The 13,581-nt window shown below is 65.2% G+C and carries 14 protein-coding genes and 1 other RNA gene; 13 read left to right on the forward strand and 2 right to left on the reverse strand.

The window, feature by feature from the left end; translation table 11 throughout:
- Nucleotides 1-1,543: GH25 family lysozyme (locus tag BLP88_RS18295; protein ID WP_281186897.1), on the reverse strand; the 1,543-nt coding region annotated here is incomplete at its 3' end.
- 552 nt (nucleotides 1,544-2,095) lie between these two features.
- On the opposite strand from BLP88_RS18295, the gene BLP88_RS18300 reads away from it, so the two are divergent.
- The 12 genes from BLP88_RS18300 to smpB all read left to right on the forward strand — a co-directional run bounded on the left by BLP88_RS18300 (nucleotide 2,096) and on the right by smpB (nucleotide 11,932).
- Nucleotides 2,096-3,319 carry a TadA family conjugal transfer-associated ATPase gene (locus BLP88_RS18300; protein WP_074591595.1) on the forward strand — a complete coding sequence of 408 codons (1,224 nt, stop codon included), beginning with the start codon at nucleotides 2,096-2,098 and terminating at the stop codon, nucleotides 3,317-3,319.
- Nucleotides 3,319-4,173, forward strand: coding sequence for a type II secretion system F family protein (locus BLP88_RS18305; RefSeq protein WP_074591596.1), 855 nt, complete (start codon nucleotides 3,319-3,321; stop codon nucleotides 4,171-4,173). The genes BLP88_RS18300 and BLP88_RS18305 overlap by 1 nt, the downstream gene beginning before the upstream one ends.
- Entirely contained in the window at nucleotides 4,170-5,111 is a 942-nt protein-coding gene (locus BLP88_RS18310; protein ID WP_074591598.1) for a type II secretion system F family protein, read from the forward strand. The genes BLP88_RS18305 and BLP88_RS18310 overlap by 4 nt, the downstream gene beginning before the upstream one ends.
- A gap of 89 nt (nucleotides 5,112-5,200) precedes the next feature.
- Nucleotides 5,201-5,449: a hypothetical protein gene (locus BLP88_RS18315; RefSeq protein WP_074591611.1), complete on the forward strand. Its 249-nt coding sequence runs from the start codon at nucleotides 5,201-5,203 to the stop codon at nucleotides 5,447-5,449.
- 4 nt (nucleotides 5,450-5,453) lie between these two features.
- Complete coding sequence (locus BLP88_RS18320) at nucleotides 5,454-5,870, forward strand: TadE/TadG family type IV pilus assembly protein (protein ID WP_074591600.1); 417 nt, start codon at nucleotides 5,454-5,456, stop codon at nucleotides 5,868-5,870.
- Nucleotides 5,851-6,363 carry a hypothetical protein gene (locus tag BLP88_RS18325; RefSeq protein ID WP_139163452.1) on the forward strand — a complete coding sequence of 171 codons (513 nt, stop codon included), beginning with the start codon at nucleotides 5,851-5,853 and terminating at the stop codon, nucleotides 6,361-6,363. The genes BLP88_RS18320 and BLP88_RS18325 overlap by 20 nt, the downstream gene beginning before the upstream one ends.
- Before the next feature lie 47 nt (nucleotides 6,364-6,410).
- A complete protein-coding gene (locus BLP88_RS18330; protein WP_074591614.1) occupies nucleotides 6,411-6,821 on the forward strand; it encodes a hypothetical protein in 411 nt (136 codons plus the stop codon).
- A 96-nt stretch (nucleotides 6,822-6,917) separates the two neighbouring features.
- Nucleotides 6,918-8,033: a peptide chain release factor 2 gene (gene prfB / locus BLP88_RS18335; protein WP_074591602.1), complete on the forward strand. Its 1,116-nt coding sequence runs from the start codon at nucleotides 6,918-6,920 to the stop codon at nucleotides 8,031-8,033.
- A 239-nt stretch (nucleotides 8,034-8,272) separates the two neighbouring features.
- Entirely contained in the window at nucleotides 8,273-9,037 is a 765-nt protein-coding gene (gene ftsE / locus BLP88_RS18340; protein WP_074591604.1) for a cell division ATP-binding protein FtsE, read from the forward strand.
- Nucleotides 9,034-9,945 carry a permease-like cell division protein FtsX gene (gene ftsX / locus BLP88_RS18345; protein WP_074591605.1) on the forward strand — a complete coding sequence of 304 codons (912 nt, stop codon included), beginning with the start codon at nucleotides 9,034-9,036 and terminating at the stop codon, nucleotides 9,943-9,945. The genes ftsE and ftsX overlap by 4 nt, the downstream gene beginning before the upstream one ends.
- Before the next feature lie 89 nt (nucleotides 9,946-10,034).
- Nucleotides 10,035-11,375 carry a M23 family metallopeptidase gene (locus BLP88_RS18350; protein ID WP_245679918.1) on the forward strand — a complete coding sequence of 447 codons (1,341 nt, stop codon included), beginning with the start codon at nucleotides 10,035-10,037 and terminating at the stop codon, nucleotides 11,373-11,375.
- Between the two features lie 86 nt (nucleotides 11,376-11,461).
- Nucleotides 11,462-11,932, forward strand: a complete 471-nt coding sequence (gene smpB / locus BLP88_RS18355) for an SsrA-binding protein SmpB (RefSeq protein WP_074591609.1) — start codon at nucleotides 11,462-11,464, stop codon at nucleotides 11,930-11,932.
- A 13-nt stretch (nucleotides 11,933-11,945) separates the two neighbouring features.
- On the opposite strand, the gene BLP88_RS18360 is transcribed toward smpB, so the two are convergent.
- Nucleotides 11,946-12,905: an IS481 family transposase gene (locus BLP88_RS18360; RefSeq protein WP_074591616.1), complete on the reverse strand. Its 960-nt coding sequence runs from the start codon at nucleotides 12,903-12,905 to the stop codon at nucleotides 11,946-11,948.
- 215 nt (nucleotides 12,906-13,120) lie between these two features.
- Here BLP88_RS18360 and ssrA point away from each other — a divergent pair.
- Nucleotides 13,121-13,489, forward strand: a transfer-messenger RNA (tmRNA) gene (gene ssrA / locus BLP88_RS18365).
- Nucleotides 13,490-13,581: the final 92 nt, after the last annotated feature.

A 13,581-nucleotide genomic window follows, 5' to 3' on the forward strand; every position in this document is an offset into this window, starting at 1 on the left:
AGGCGCCGGTGACGGCGTGTGCGCCGGTGGTGGAGCTCCAGTAGATGTTGCCTTTGGCGAAGGGCTGGTAGCAGCCGCCGCCGTAGAGCCCGCAGCTGACCGCCCCGGTGGGGTAGCCGATGCCGGGCTGGAAGCCCGCCCTTTCCCATGCGTCCCAGTAGGGGCCGGTGACGGCGTGTGCGCCGGTGGCTGAACTCCAGTAGATGTTGCCCTTGGTGAACGGCTGGTAGCAGCCGCCGCCGTAGAGCCCGCACGTGACGTTGCCCTTCGGGTACCCCAGGCCGTCCTGCCAGTTCGCCTCCCGCCAGGCGGGCATGTACGCGTTCTTCACGGCGAAGGTTCCAACATTAGGAGTGCGATAGATGGTCCCGGTTTGGAACGTCTGGTGGCAGGTGGTGCTGGCGGCGCTGCCGTACGGGCAGGTGACATCGCCGGTGGGGTAACCGAGCCCGGTCTGCCATCCCGCCTCGCCCCACGCGGTCCAGAAGGTGCCGATGACCGGATACGCACCCGTCGCAGGGTTCCAATAGATGTTGCCGTTGGCATAGGCGCGGTAGCACCCGCCATTGACCAGCCCGCATATATCCGCCGTGGATTTTGCCGCACCGAGCGGGCCGTTCGCGCCGCCGCTCGCAATCCACTTGTTGTAGATGGCCCCCCGGGAATCGTCCCGCGACCTTGCGAAGAGCTGCAGCTGGGAGGTCGAGCCATTCCAGATGTTCGAGTCGCCCTGGAAAGGCCCGGTGCTGCTGTACTGCCAGAAGCTGAAGGTTCCCCAGCTTGCCGGCAGCGTCCCTGGCGTATTGCTCGGTGAGGAAGGGTACGCCGCAATCCAGAGCGGGTAGTTGGCGAACGCGTCGGAGTTACCGGTGCAACGCTGCCACCAGTCCGTCGTCGAGTAGATGACCGGGTAGCGGCCGGTCAGGGACCACACTGTGTTGCCGAAGTCGGAGATCCACTTGACCATCTGGGCGGCCGAGAAGTTGTAGCAGACGTTGCCGAAGTAGAAGCCATTGATGGTACGGCCCTCGTACGGGTTGTACTCGATGTCGAGCACCGGCGGCAGCGTATATCCGTCGCCGCTCCAGCCCCCACCGTTGGCAACGAAGTACCGGGCCTGGTCCGCCGCGGAGGACCAGTTGGGGATGGCGAAATGGTACGCGCCACGGAACATCCCCACATTCCGGGAGCCGTTGTACTGCTGGGCGAAGTTTGCGTTGGTGTAGTAATTGCCTTCGCTGGCCTTCACGTACGCGAAACGGGAGCCTTGCTTCCATTGGGATGCCCAGTCCACGTTGCCCTGGTGGGCGCTGACGTCCTGGCCCGCCACGCCGTAGCTGGGTCGCCAGTGGTTCGGGTCAGGCGCCATGGGCAGTGCCCCGGGAACGGCCCGGGAACCGAGGGATCCGGCACCGCCTGACGCTTTCCTGTCCGCCACCACGCGGGGCGAACGCTGGCCCATCTCCGCGCCGCCCCGCGGGATCGCGGCCCGCATGGCGTCCTTCATGGCTTCGGAACCGGCGCCGCCGCCGGTGGCGGGCATGGCAGGCATGGGAACGGACGGAACATCGGCCGGGGCGGGGGTGATTTCCTCCTGCGCGGGGGGAACCGGGCCCTGGGCGCGTTCAAGAGGAGCCGGCTCATTCCGGGCCGCGGAACCAGTCGCGGGCGCCGGTTCAGGCGGGACCGTCTGGGCATGCGCAGGAGTTGCGAGGGAGAGCGTCAATCCCAGCAAGAGGGATAGGACGGTTCCGCTTCGCACGATGGAACGTTTGGAATCCTCTACACTGATGGTCTTTTTCATTCCTTGTTCCAGCTCGACGCCGCCCCACGGGGAGCCTCTGTTCGTAGCGTCGACTGCGTGCACGGTGCCAGGTTCCGTGCAGCGCACCAATAAGGCCGGCTCCTAACCGGGACACCATAACATTTGCGTGTCTGGAGTGGCCAGTGGTACAGGAGTGCCCAGCGTGATTAAGAAGTGAGGTTATCCACAGGCTCTCCCATGTGACTTGGATACATAATGTACAGTCCCTAGCCTTGGTTCCGTCGAACGTTTTCTCCCCATGCAAAGGGAGGGTCACACATTGGGGGAGTAATGGACGCTGTCCGCATCGTCGAAGACGAAGTCCGGGAACTGATCCGCCGGCGCGGACTCGATCCCCTCAAGCAGGCCATCGAGGTGCACCGCCTGGTCGAAGCAGCGGTTAATGACTACGACGCCCGGGCCTTGATCGCCCCGTTGCCCCCGATCGGACACCTCGAAACGGCCCGGAAGCAGGTCTTCGACGCCGTCGCGGGCTTCGGTCCACTGCAGCCTTACCTGGACGATCCCACGATCGAAGAAATCTGGATCAACTCGCCCAACGAAGTGTATGTAGCGCGGAACGGCGAGTCGGAACTCACCTCGACCACCTTGAACGACCAGCAGGTGCGCGACCTTGTCGAGCGTATGCTCAAGAGTTCGGGTCGGCGGCTCGATCTTTCGTCGCCGTTCGTCGACGCGGCGCTTCCGGATGGTTCCCGGCTGCACGTCGTCATCCCGGACATCACCCGCCGCCATTGGGCAGTGAACATCCGTAAGTTCGTGGTCAAGGCGAGCCGCCTGGAGCACTTGGTGGAACTCGGAACCCTGACCCCGCAGTCGGCGCGCTTCCTCGGCGCGGCCGTGGCAAGTGGCCTCAACATCCTCGTCTCCGGAGCTACCCAGGCGGGCAAAACCACCATGCTGAACTGCCTCGCCGCAAACATCGGTTCCCGTGAGCGGGTCATCACCGTCGAGGAGATCTTCGAACTGCAGTTCCCGCTGCGCGACGTCGTCTCCCTGCAGTGCCGCCAGCCGAACCTCGAAGGCCATGGCGAGATTCCACTGCGCCGGCTGGTGAAGGAAGCCCTGCGCATGCGCCCCGACCGGCTCGTCGTGGGCGAGGTGCGTGAGGCTGAAAGCCTGGACATGCTGATCGCGCTCAACTCGGGCCTTCCCGGCATGTGCACCGTCCACGCGAACTCCGCCCATGACGCGGTCACCAAGATCTGCACCCTGCCTCTGCTGGCGGGGGAGAACATCTCCAGCGCTTTCGTCGTCCCCACAGTGGCCTCCTGCATCGACCTCGTGGTCCACTGCAGCCGCAGTGCCAACGGCCGCCGCCAGGTCACCGAGATCCTGTCCCTGGGCCGCCGCGTGGAAAACGGAATCATCGAGTCCTCACCCGTCTTCACCATGCAGGACGGCCAGCTCTTTCCCCAGGCAAACTCCATGCCGTCCCCGGACAAATTCACGCGAGCCGGATTCGACGTCGCGGCCCTGTTGGGGGCGCGGTGATGGCGCCCCTCCTCGGCATCCTGTGCGGGCTCGGGGTGTTCCTGATCTGGTGGTCCGCCTGGGAACAGCCGCCCGCCGCGGTCCGGGCAAGGAAACCGAAACGGCTGGAAACACTGCTCCTCACCGCGGGCATCGAAAAAGTCAGCTCCGCGGGCCTCATCGCATCCTGCGTGGGACTTGGCCTGTTCGTGGTACTGGTTTTCTTCATCGTCACCGGCTCCTTGCCGATCGCCGCCTGCTTCGGTCTCTTCGGTGCCTGGCTTCCGCTCGCGGTCGTCCGCTGGCGGGCCCGGCGGCGGACCGCGATGCTCCGCGGGCTCTGGCCCGACGTCGTGGATCACCTCCGTTCGGCGATCCGCGCCGGTCTGCCGCTGCCGGAAGCGCTGATCCAGCTCGGGAGCAAGGGCCCGGAGGAACTCCGGGAACTGTTCCGGGACTTCGGCGCGGACTACCGCGCCGGCGGCCAGTTCGATGCCGCGCTGAACAGGCTGAAGGACCGGCTCGCCGATCCCGTGGCGGACCGGATCGTCGAGGCACTCCGGATGACCCGCGACGTCGGCGGTTCAGATCTCGGCCGACTCCTGGGGACGCTGGCCGAGTTCCTTCGCGAAAGCGCCCGGACCCGGAGCGAACTTATCGCCCGGCAGTCCTGGACCGTCAATGCCGCCCGGCTCGCCGTCGCGGCTCCGTGGATCGTCCTGATGCTGCTGGCCAGCAGGCCCGAGGCGATCGCGGCCTACAACACGCCCATGGGCATTGCCCTGCTGGGCGGAGGGCTCCTGGTTTCCGCCTTCTGCTACTCGGTCATGCTGCGGATCGGTGCGCTGCCCGAAGACGAGAGGGTGCTCCGATGAACACCCTGACCGCGATGGCCGTCTTCTTCGGTCTCCTCCTCGGATCGGGGCTCTGGCTTGTCCTGGTCCGGATGCCGTTCATGCGCGCCACCCCGTTCACGGAGCGCATTGAACCGCAGCTGAGGTCCCACAACCTTGAATCCACGCTCCTTCGGACCGCCGGACACAACATCACTCCGTTCGGTCCCTTGGAGAGGATCCTGCGACCGCTGGTCGAGGACGGGCTGCACTCTCTCGCGAAATTCAACTTCGGGACCACGGCACTGACCAAGCGTCTGGCCCAGGCCGGTTCGGGGAAGACCGCCTTGGACTTCCGGGCCGAGCAGCTGCTCTGGGCAGCCATCGGTTTCGTCCTGGCCGTCGTACTCGCGTTCTTCAATGCGACGGCGGGGCGCTTCAACCTGGTCCTCGCGCTGGTCTCAGTGGTGGGGGCCACGCTGGGCGGCTTCCTGTTCCGCGACTATATGCTCGGCGTCCAGATCACCCGCCGCGAGCGACGCATGCTCGCGGAGTTCCCGAGCCTCGCCGAGCTCATGGCCCTCGCCGTGGGCGCCGGCGAGAGCGCGATCGGTGCGCTGGACCGCGTCTGCCGGACCGCGAACGGTGAACTGGCGAAGGAGTTCGGCCTGGTCCTGGCGGCCACGCGAGCCGGCAAGCCTTTGGCCGAAGCCCTCCAGGAATTCTCCGCCCGCACCGAACTGGGCGCCTTGGTGCGGTTCGTGGACGGCATGGTGGTCGCCGTCGAACGCGGCACCCCGCTGGCCGATGTGCTCCGCGCCCAGGCCTCGGACGTCCGCGACACCGCCAAACGCGAACTCATGGAGTCCGCGGGGCGCAAGGAAATCGGCATGATGGTGCCGCTGGTCTTTGGCGTCCTTCCGCTGACCGTCGTGTTCGCCGTCTACCCGGGCGTCGCGGCCCTGAACCTGGGCTTCTGATGCCGGCCCTCACCGCCGGCGCCGGGCATGCAGTCATCCGAACGCAAAGAATCCGTACGATCAATCCGCAGAACGAAATGGGGAAGAACATGACAACGAACCGCTTCCGGAACCTCCCGGCGGCCGCCCTCGAACACCTCTTCGGGACGGCCGAGGCTCTCAGGTCCAGCTGCGCCCGCCGGCTCGCCTCCAACGGCGGCAGTTCCGAACGCGGGGATGTTCCGGGCTGGGTGATGATCACCTTGATGTCCGCCGCGCTGGTTGCCGGACTGCTTGCCCTGGCCACACCGGCGCTTGCGGAACTGTTCAACAACGCCATGGACAAGGTCAACAAGTAGATCCATGCTTCCGGACATCAGGACGGGTGCAGTACTCCCGGGAACCCGCGGGGACGAGCGGGGTTCCGCCGTCGTCGATTTCGTCCTGGTGGGCAGCCTCCTGATCTTTTTCTTCCTGGCCATCATCCAGTTGACCCTCGTGCTGCACGTCCGCAACACCCTTATCGATGCCGCCTCGTCGGGTGCCCGGTACGGCACCCTGGCGGACCGCACACCGGCCGATGCCCGGCAGCGGACTTCCGAGCTGATTGGCACCGCCCTGAACCAGGATTACGCGCGCGACATCTCGACGTCGGAGGCCGAGATCCGGGGGATCCGCACCCTTGAGGTCACCGTCCGGGCACCGCTTCCGGTGCTCGGGCTGTTGGGCATGCCGGTTTCGGTGCTGGAGGTGAAGGGCCATGCGGCACTTCCCGGCTGAGCTGGCGCAGCGCTTCGCCTCGCGGCTGCGTGTGTCCCTCTGCCGTCCGCGGCCAGGCGATGCGGCGCTTCCGGACCATGCACGGGAAGGGGGGAGCGCCGTCGTCGAGTTCACGTTCCTCGCCCTGCTGCTGATGGTCCCGCTCGTCTACTTCATCGTCACGGTGGGGCAGCTCCAGGGCGGTGCGTTTGCGGTGGTCGGCGCGGCCGACCAGGCGGCCAAAGTGTTCGTTGCCCAAGAGGACGCCGGCCGGGCCCGGGCCGCGGCGGAACAGTCCGCCGCGCTGACCCTGGCCGACTATGGCCACCCGGTGGAGCGCGCCACGGTCGATATTTCCTGCGACCGTGCCGACTGCATGTCCGCGGGCGCAACCGTCACAGTCACGGTGAACCTGACGGTGCCGCTGCCGATGGTCCCGTTCGGCGATTCGCTTCGGCTCGACGCCGGGCGGCTGAATGCCTCCGCTTCGCAGCTCGTCGGGAGGTTCCGGTGAACGCCGACCGGGTGGACGCGCGGGACGGGGCCGAACAGGGGCAGACCATGGTGCTGATCATCGGCTTCACGCTGCTTGCGCTGCTCCTCGCGAGCGTCGTCGCGGCGGCGTCGACCGTGTACATCGAGCACAAGAAGCTCCTGTCGATGGCCGACGGCGCCTCTGTGGCGGCAGCGGACAGCTACACCCTCGGCGGTACGACAGAAGGGTCCAGCCGGCCCGCGGCGGTGCTCACGGGGGAACGGGTCCGCAGCGTGACAGCCTCTTATCTGGGGCGCAACAACGCCTATGCCCGCTTCGACCGCCTGGCAATCGGCGGCGGCACGGGAAGCCCGGACTCGTCGTCGGCGGATGTCGTCCTCACCGCCGTGGCGCATCCGCCGATCGTGAGCTTCCTGCTTCCGGAAGGCATCCCAATCGAGGCCCGTTCGACTGCGCGTTCCCGGCTCACGCGTTAGCCAGGGAGAGCGCCGGCGGCAGAGCACCTGCGGTCCGTGTCATGCGGCTGCCCGGCACGACACCGGGCCCGGCGGATGGCGTAGGCTTGAACAACCATGGCTGAGATTGATTTTTCCGCGGAAATCCGCGCCCTTCGCTCCACCTACACCTCCATCGAGCAGGTGTCCGACGTCGAAAAGCTCAAGGCGGAGATCGCCGAGCTGAGCGAGCAGGCCGGGGCCCCGGACCTCTGGGACGATCCCGCGTCGGCGCAGCAGGTCACTTCCAGGCTGTCGCACCGCCAGTCCGAGCTGGAGCGCTTGAACAAGCTCGCCGGACGCATTGACGACCTCGAGGTGCTGGTCGAACTGGGCCAGGCCGAAGGCGACCAGGACTCGCTGGCAGAAGCTGCCACGGAACTCGGGTCAATCCGGAAGGCCCTGGCCGACCTCGAAGTCGTGACCCTGCTGTCCGGCGAGTACGACGAACGTGAAGCCGTCGTCACCATCCGCGCCGGTGCCGGCGGCGTGGATGCGGCGGACTTCGCCGAAATGCTGCTGCGCATGTACCTGCGTTGGGCCGAACGCCACGGTTACCCCACCACTGTCATGGACACCTCCTACGCCGAAGAAGCGGGGCTGAAGTCGGCGACCTTCGAGGTCAAGGCCCCGTACGCCTTCGGGACCCTGAGCGTCGAAGCCGGAACCCACCGCCTGGTCCGGATCAGCCCCTTCGACAACCAGGGCCGCCGCCAGACCTCCTTCGCCGCCGTCGAGGTCATCCCGCTCATCGAACAGACCGACTCGATCGAGATCCCCGACAACGAGATCCGCGTGGACGTCTTCCGATCCTCCGGTCCCGGCGGCCAGTCCGTGAACACCACGGACTCCGCAGTGCGCCTGACGCACATCCCCACGGGCATCGTGGTCTCGATGCAGAACGAGAAGTCCCAGCTGCAGAACCGCGCTGCCGCGATGCGCGTGCTCCAGTCCCGGCTGCTCCTGCTCAAGAAAGAGCAGGAAGACGCCGAGAAAAAGGCCCTGGCCGGGGACGTCAAGGCTTCCTGGGGTGACCAGATGCGCTCCTACGTCCTGAACCCGTACCAGATGGTCAAGGACCTTCGGACCGAGCACGAAGTCGGCAACACTTCGGCCGTACTCGACGGCGACATCGACGACTTCATTGACGCCGGCATCCGCTGGCGTACCGGAAACCGCAATGCCGCAGACTGAGCCGCAGACGAGGTAAACCGGCAGCAGGTCCGCCCTGGCTCAGGATCTGCGCAGCCCCGGCCAAAGATCTGCACAGGATCTGCTCAGGATTGCCGACACGCCCCGGGAGGCCCCGTCCTTCCCGGGGCGGCGTGCGTATAGTCGAAGGGCCGGTGCCCATCTTCCCTAACGAAAAGCCCCTGCACCGGCGGTTGGATTCGCGCACGATGCGGCCGGTCCGCCGGGGGTGTCGAAGAGCCATGATCCGATTTGAGAACGTCACCAAGGTTTACGACCCGAATGCGAGGCCGGCGCTGGATGACGTCAGCCTCGAGATCGAGCGCGGGGAGTTCACCTTCCTGGTCGGCGCCTCGGGGTCCGGAAAATCAACCTTCCTGCGGCTGATCCTCAAGGAAGACCGCGCCACGTCCGGCTCGGTGTACGTGGCGGGCCAGAACGTCGCAAACATCTCCAGCTGGCGCGTGCCCCGCTTGCGCCGCGGCATCGGCGTCGTCTTCCAGGACTTCCGCCTCCTGCCCCAGAAGAACGTTTTCGCCAACGTCGCATTCGCCATGCAGGTCATCGGCAAGAGCCGCAGCATCATCAGGGAAACCGTGCCCGAGGTCCTCAAGACGGTCGGCCTCGAAGGGAAGGAAAAGCGGATGCCCCACGAACTCTCCGGCGGTGAGCAGCAGCGCGTCGCCATCGCCCGCGCCGTCGTCAACCGGCCCGGCATCCTCCTGGCGGACGAACCCACCGGAAACCTGGACCCCATCACCTCCATGGGCATCATGGGGGTTCTGGACAAGATCAACCAGAACGGAACCACCGTGGTCATGGCCACCCACGATGACGACATCGTGAATGAAATGCGCAAACGCGTCGTCGAACTGCGCAACGGCGTGGTGGTCCGCGATGAGGCGAAGGCCCTCTACACCTCAATGATCCCGGTGGTGGGGGAGTCCCGGCTCCTCAAGGACGCCAGCGACGAAGAACTCGACCGTGCGACGGGGGGCCAGCAGTGAGGCTTGCATTCATCCTCGGCGAGATCGGCAGCGGCCTGCGCCGCAACCTGTCGATGGTGGTCTCCGTCATCCTGGTGACCTTCGTGTCCCTGACCTTCGTTGGCGCCGCCGGCATGCTGCAGATGCAGATCAACCAGATGAAGGGCTACTGGTACGACAAGGTCCAGGTGGCGATCTTCCTGTGCAATGAGTCCTCGACGGCGGCCGGCTGCGCGTCCGGCGCGGTCACCGATGAGCAGCGCGACAACCTGGGCAAGATGCTTGAATCTCCCGCCGTCAAGCAGTACATCAGCGATTTCCAGTTCGAATCCCAGGCTGAAGCGTTCCAGCACTTCAAGGACCAGTTCTCCAACTCGCCGATCGTGGACTCAGTGACCCAGGACCAGCTGCCGGCCTCCTTCCGGATCAACATGAAAGATCCGGAGAAGTACCAGATCATCAGCGAGACGTTCTCCTCCCAGCCGGGCGTTGAGACGGTTAGTGACCAGCGGCAGGTGCTCGAGCGGATCTTCGTCTGGATGAACGGAGCCTCTGTGGTTGCCATGGGGATCGCCGTCGTCATGATCGTCTGCGCGGTGCTGCTCATCACCACCACCATCAGGCTGTCAGCCTTCAGCCGGCGCCGGGAGACCGGGATCATGCGGCTGGTCGGCGCCTCCAAGACGGTCATCCAGTTGCCGTTCATCCTCGAAGGCGTCATTGCCGCCGTCGTGGGGGCACTCCTTGCCTCCGGTACGCTCTGGCTGGTGACTCTTTGGCTCAATGGCGACTTGTCGCGGCAGTTCCTGAACACGCCGTTTATTTCTTCCGCGCAAGTCCTCGTTGTAGCGCCGGTCCTGATCGCCCTGGGCGGCGGGCTGGCGGGGATCGCGTCCTTACTCACCCTCCGCCGATACCTCAAGGTGTAACGATGAACCGCAGCGAACAGCACAACACGGCCCTGCCGGCGTCGGGACGAACCCCGCTGCCAGAGCAGCTGCGGCTTGCGGCGTGCAGGATGAAACTCGTGGCCGCGGCACTGGCTCTGACGCTCGCTGCCGGACTCGGCGCTGCCGCGCCGATTGCCCGTGCCGACGATCTTGAGGACAAGCAGTCCGCCCTTGAAGCCGAGGCAGCGCGGGTGGAGCAGTCCCTGGAATTCGTCGACTCCAAGATCGCAAAGGCCGCCGGCGACCTCGTGATCTACCAGGGCCGGTTGCCCGGTGCGCAGCAGGCTCTGCTCGAGGCACAAGGGCGTGTGGCCTCCGCCGTCCGGGAAGTCGAAGCTCTCGCCGCGCGCGTGGACCTTGCCCAGCAAAACAAGGCCAAGATTCAGGAACAGCTGGAAAACGACAAACAGAAGATCAGCGATACAAAGAAGCTGATCGGCCAGATTGCCGCCCAAGCGTACAAGTCCGGCGGTGTGCCCACCAACGTCGCGCTGCTGTTCGGATCGAACGACGGCGGCAGCCTCACCGAAACCATGGACCTCGCGGACCAGGCCATGCGCAGCCAGAACGCCGCGATGACCAAGCTGACACAGCAGAACGCGACCAACGTCAATTCCGAAGCGCGCCTTGCCGCTGTCGAGGAAGAGATCCGTGACCTGAAGGCCAAGGCCGACGCCGCCTTGGCACGCGAAAAGGCCGCCCGCGACGAAGCCGCCGCCAAGAAAGCCGAGGTCGACAAGCTGATCGCCGACACCACACGGCTGAACAGCCAACTACAGGCGGCCAAGCCCGGCATCCAGGCCAAGCTTGCGCAGGTTAAGGAACAGCAGGCCACCGTGGCTGCGGAGATCGCCGAGCGGGACCGCCGGCTCCGTGAAGCCTGGGAGGCGGAGCAGCGCCGGATCGCGGAGGCGGCGGCCGCGGCAGCCCGTGCAGCCAACAAGCCGGTGCCACCCTACAACCCTCCGGTGGTGCCTCCGAATTCGGCCTTCGGACTGATCCACCCAGTGCCTGCCAGCGTGCCGATCACCTCGGGCTTCGGCTGGCGCGCGACGCCTCCGGGAACCATCGACTTCTACGGCCAGGGCGGCTACATGCATACCGGCATCGACTTCGGCGCCAGCTGCGGTACGCCTGTGTACGCCGCGGCTGCGGGAACCGTGTTCTCCGCAGGCTGGGGCAACGACGGCGGCGGCAACCGGGTCAAGATCTCGCACGGCGTGGTGGGCGGCCACTCGCTGACCACTGTCTACTACCACAACACCAGCGTGGTGGTTTCCGAGGGCCAGCAGGTCAGCCGCGGCCAGTTGATCGCCTACTCGGGCACCACCGGCAACTCCACCGGCTGCCACGTGCACTTCGAGACCTGGCTCGACTCGGCTGCCGTCGATCCGATGACGCTTCTCTAACCGCTCACGCCGGCGCGGGGCGCGGCCAAGCCCGGCTGCCGCTGGCGTAGACTGGTGGGAATCTCAACAGACCAAGGAGTTCTACCGTGCCCAAGGAAAGTGGCCGGAAGGTAGTGGCCACCAATCGCAAGGCCCGGCACAACTACCACATCCTGGACAGCTACGAGGCCGGCATCGCCCTCATGGGAACCGAAGTGAAGTCCCTTCGCGAAGGTCATGCCTCGATGGTCGACGGCTTCTGCACCTTCTACAACGACGAGTTGTGGATGGAGGGAATCCACATCCCCGAGTACAACCAGGGGAGCTGGACCAACCACGCCGCCCGCCGCCGTCGCAAACTGCTTCTCCACCGGGAAGAGCTGGACAAGATTGCCGGCAAGATCCGGGAATCCGGCTTCACCGTGGTGCCGCTGCAGCTCTACTTCCTCGATGGCCGCGCCAAGGTCGAAATCGCCCTCGCCCGCGGCAAGAAGGACTACGACAAGCGCCAAACACTCCGGGAGCAGCAGGACAACCGCGAGGCGCTGCGCGAAATGCGCGAACGCAACCGGCGCTAGGTGTACCCGGCCATTAGGTTGGTGACACTCGTGTGATCGGGGTGTCCTTGATGGCGGCGTGGATGCGTTCAGTGTTGTAGTAGTTCAGCCAGAGGGCAAGTGCTGCAGCTCTTTCGGTGTTGCTGGTGAATGGTCTGGCGTAGGCCCATTCGGCTGCCAAGGTCCGGTTGAAGCGCTCGATCTTGCCGTTCGTCCAGGGGCAGTGAGGTTTGATGAACCGCTGTTGCGCGCCGATCTGCGCTGCGGCGGTCTTGAATGCGGTGGAGTTCCTGTAGGCGAAGGCATTGTCGGTGATGATGCGTTCAATTTTCCCGATGCCCTGGGCTTTGAAAAACTCTGCAGCTCGAAGGAGGAAACCAGCAGCGGTTGTGCCTTTTTCGTCCGGATGGATTTCGGCGTAGGCCAGGCGGGTACGGTCGTCGATGGCTGCGTGGATGTAGTCGAATCCAATGCCCCGCCCGCGGACTTTTTCCGAGCGGCCATGGGCCCGCCAGCCCCCGCCTTCAGGGATTCTCCCGAGTTCCTTCACGTCCACATGAATCAGCTCGCCCGGGTGTTGGCGTTCGTAGCGGACCGCCGTTGCCCGGGTGGCCCGGATGAGCGCCCCGGTAACAGGGTCGCAGGCCGCCAGAGGCGGCAGCCCCCGTCGGACGAGGATCCGCGAGATCGTTCGTTCGGGGATCCCGGTGGCACGGCTCAACCGCGCCGGCCCGCATCTGAGCTGGGTCCGGGCCGCAATCACAGCGTCCTCCCGCTCGGCGCTGGTCCTGGACGGACTCCTGCGAGGACGGCTGGATCTGTCGATGAGGCCGGACTCAGCCTCGGCCCGGAACCGTTTCACCCAGCGGTGGGCACATTGCCGGGAAACACCCAGTTCCTTCGCCACGTGGGCTACCGGACGCTGGTCACCAATGACCCTTGCAACGAGAAGAAGTCTGCCGTGAATAGTCAATCGGGCATTAGCGTGGGACATGAGGACCTCCGTGGCCGTGAAGATGTCAGATACCTCCACTAAGCCCCGGAGGTCCTCCTCACTTCAAGACTTCTGTCACCAACGTCATGGCCGAGTACAGCTAGGCCGCGCCGGGCGTCGGGCTGGAATGTTTTGCCGCTGCGGTGCGTTATGATGGATAGTCCGGACGGGGCGGCGGTGTTCACGCTGTACCGGACGGTTTGGTAACAAAATACGGGGATGATCGGTTTCGACGATGTTAGTCGCGACAGGTGAAGCGGGCCGAGGATGCAGAATTATCTCGTAAACGCTGTCTGCAAACCAATAAGTGCCGAATCTAAGCGCACTGACTTCGCTCTTGCTGCCTAAGCAGTAAGACAGTCCGTCAGCCCGGGGTTGCTATCGCCCCGGTTCCTGGCGTCATTTAGATAGCCACTGCTGTTTACCTTCGTCATTGGGGTGAACGGGACTTTTAGATGACTGGGCCCGGATCAGCCAGCTGTTTGCAGCATGGCTGGGGCCGAGAAAATCCGACGCAAACTGCGCCCGGAGAAGCCCTGACAACACGGCATCGGACGGGGGTTCAATTCCCCCCATCTCCACAATGTGATGTAGCGGGACATCCTTTACGGATGTGTCGGGACATCGTTGACACCCCCGGTCTTCGGACCGGGGGTGTTTTGTTTTTTCGGCTGGT

It is taken from the genome of Arthrobacter cupressi (assembly GCF_900099975.1).
GTDB classification, from domain to species: Bacteria; Actinomycetota; Actinomycetes; order Actinomycetales; family Micrococcaceae; genus Arthrobacter; species Arthrobacter cupressi.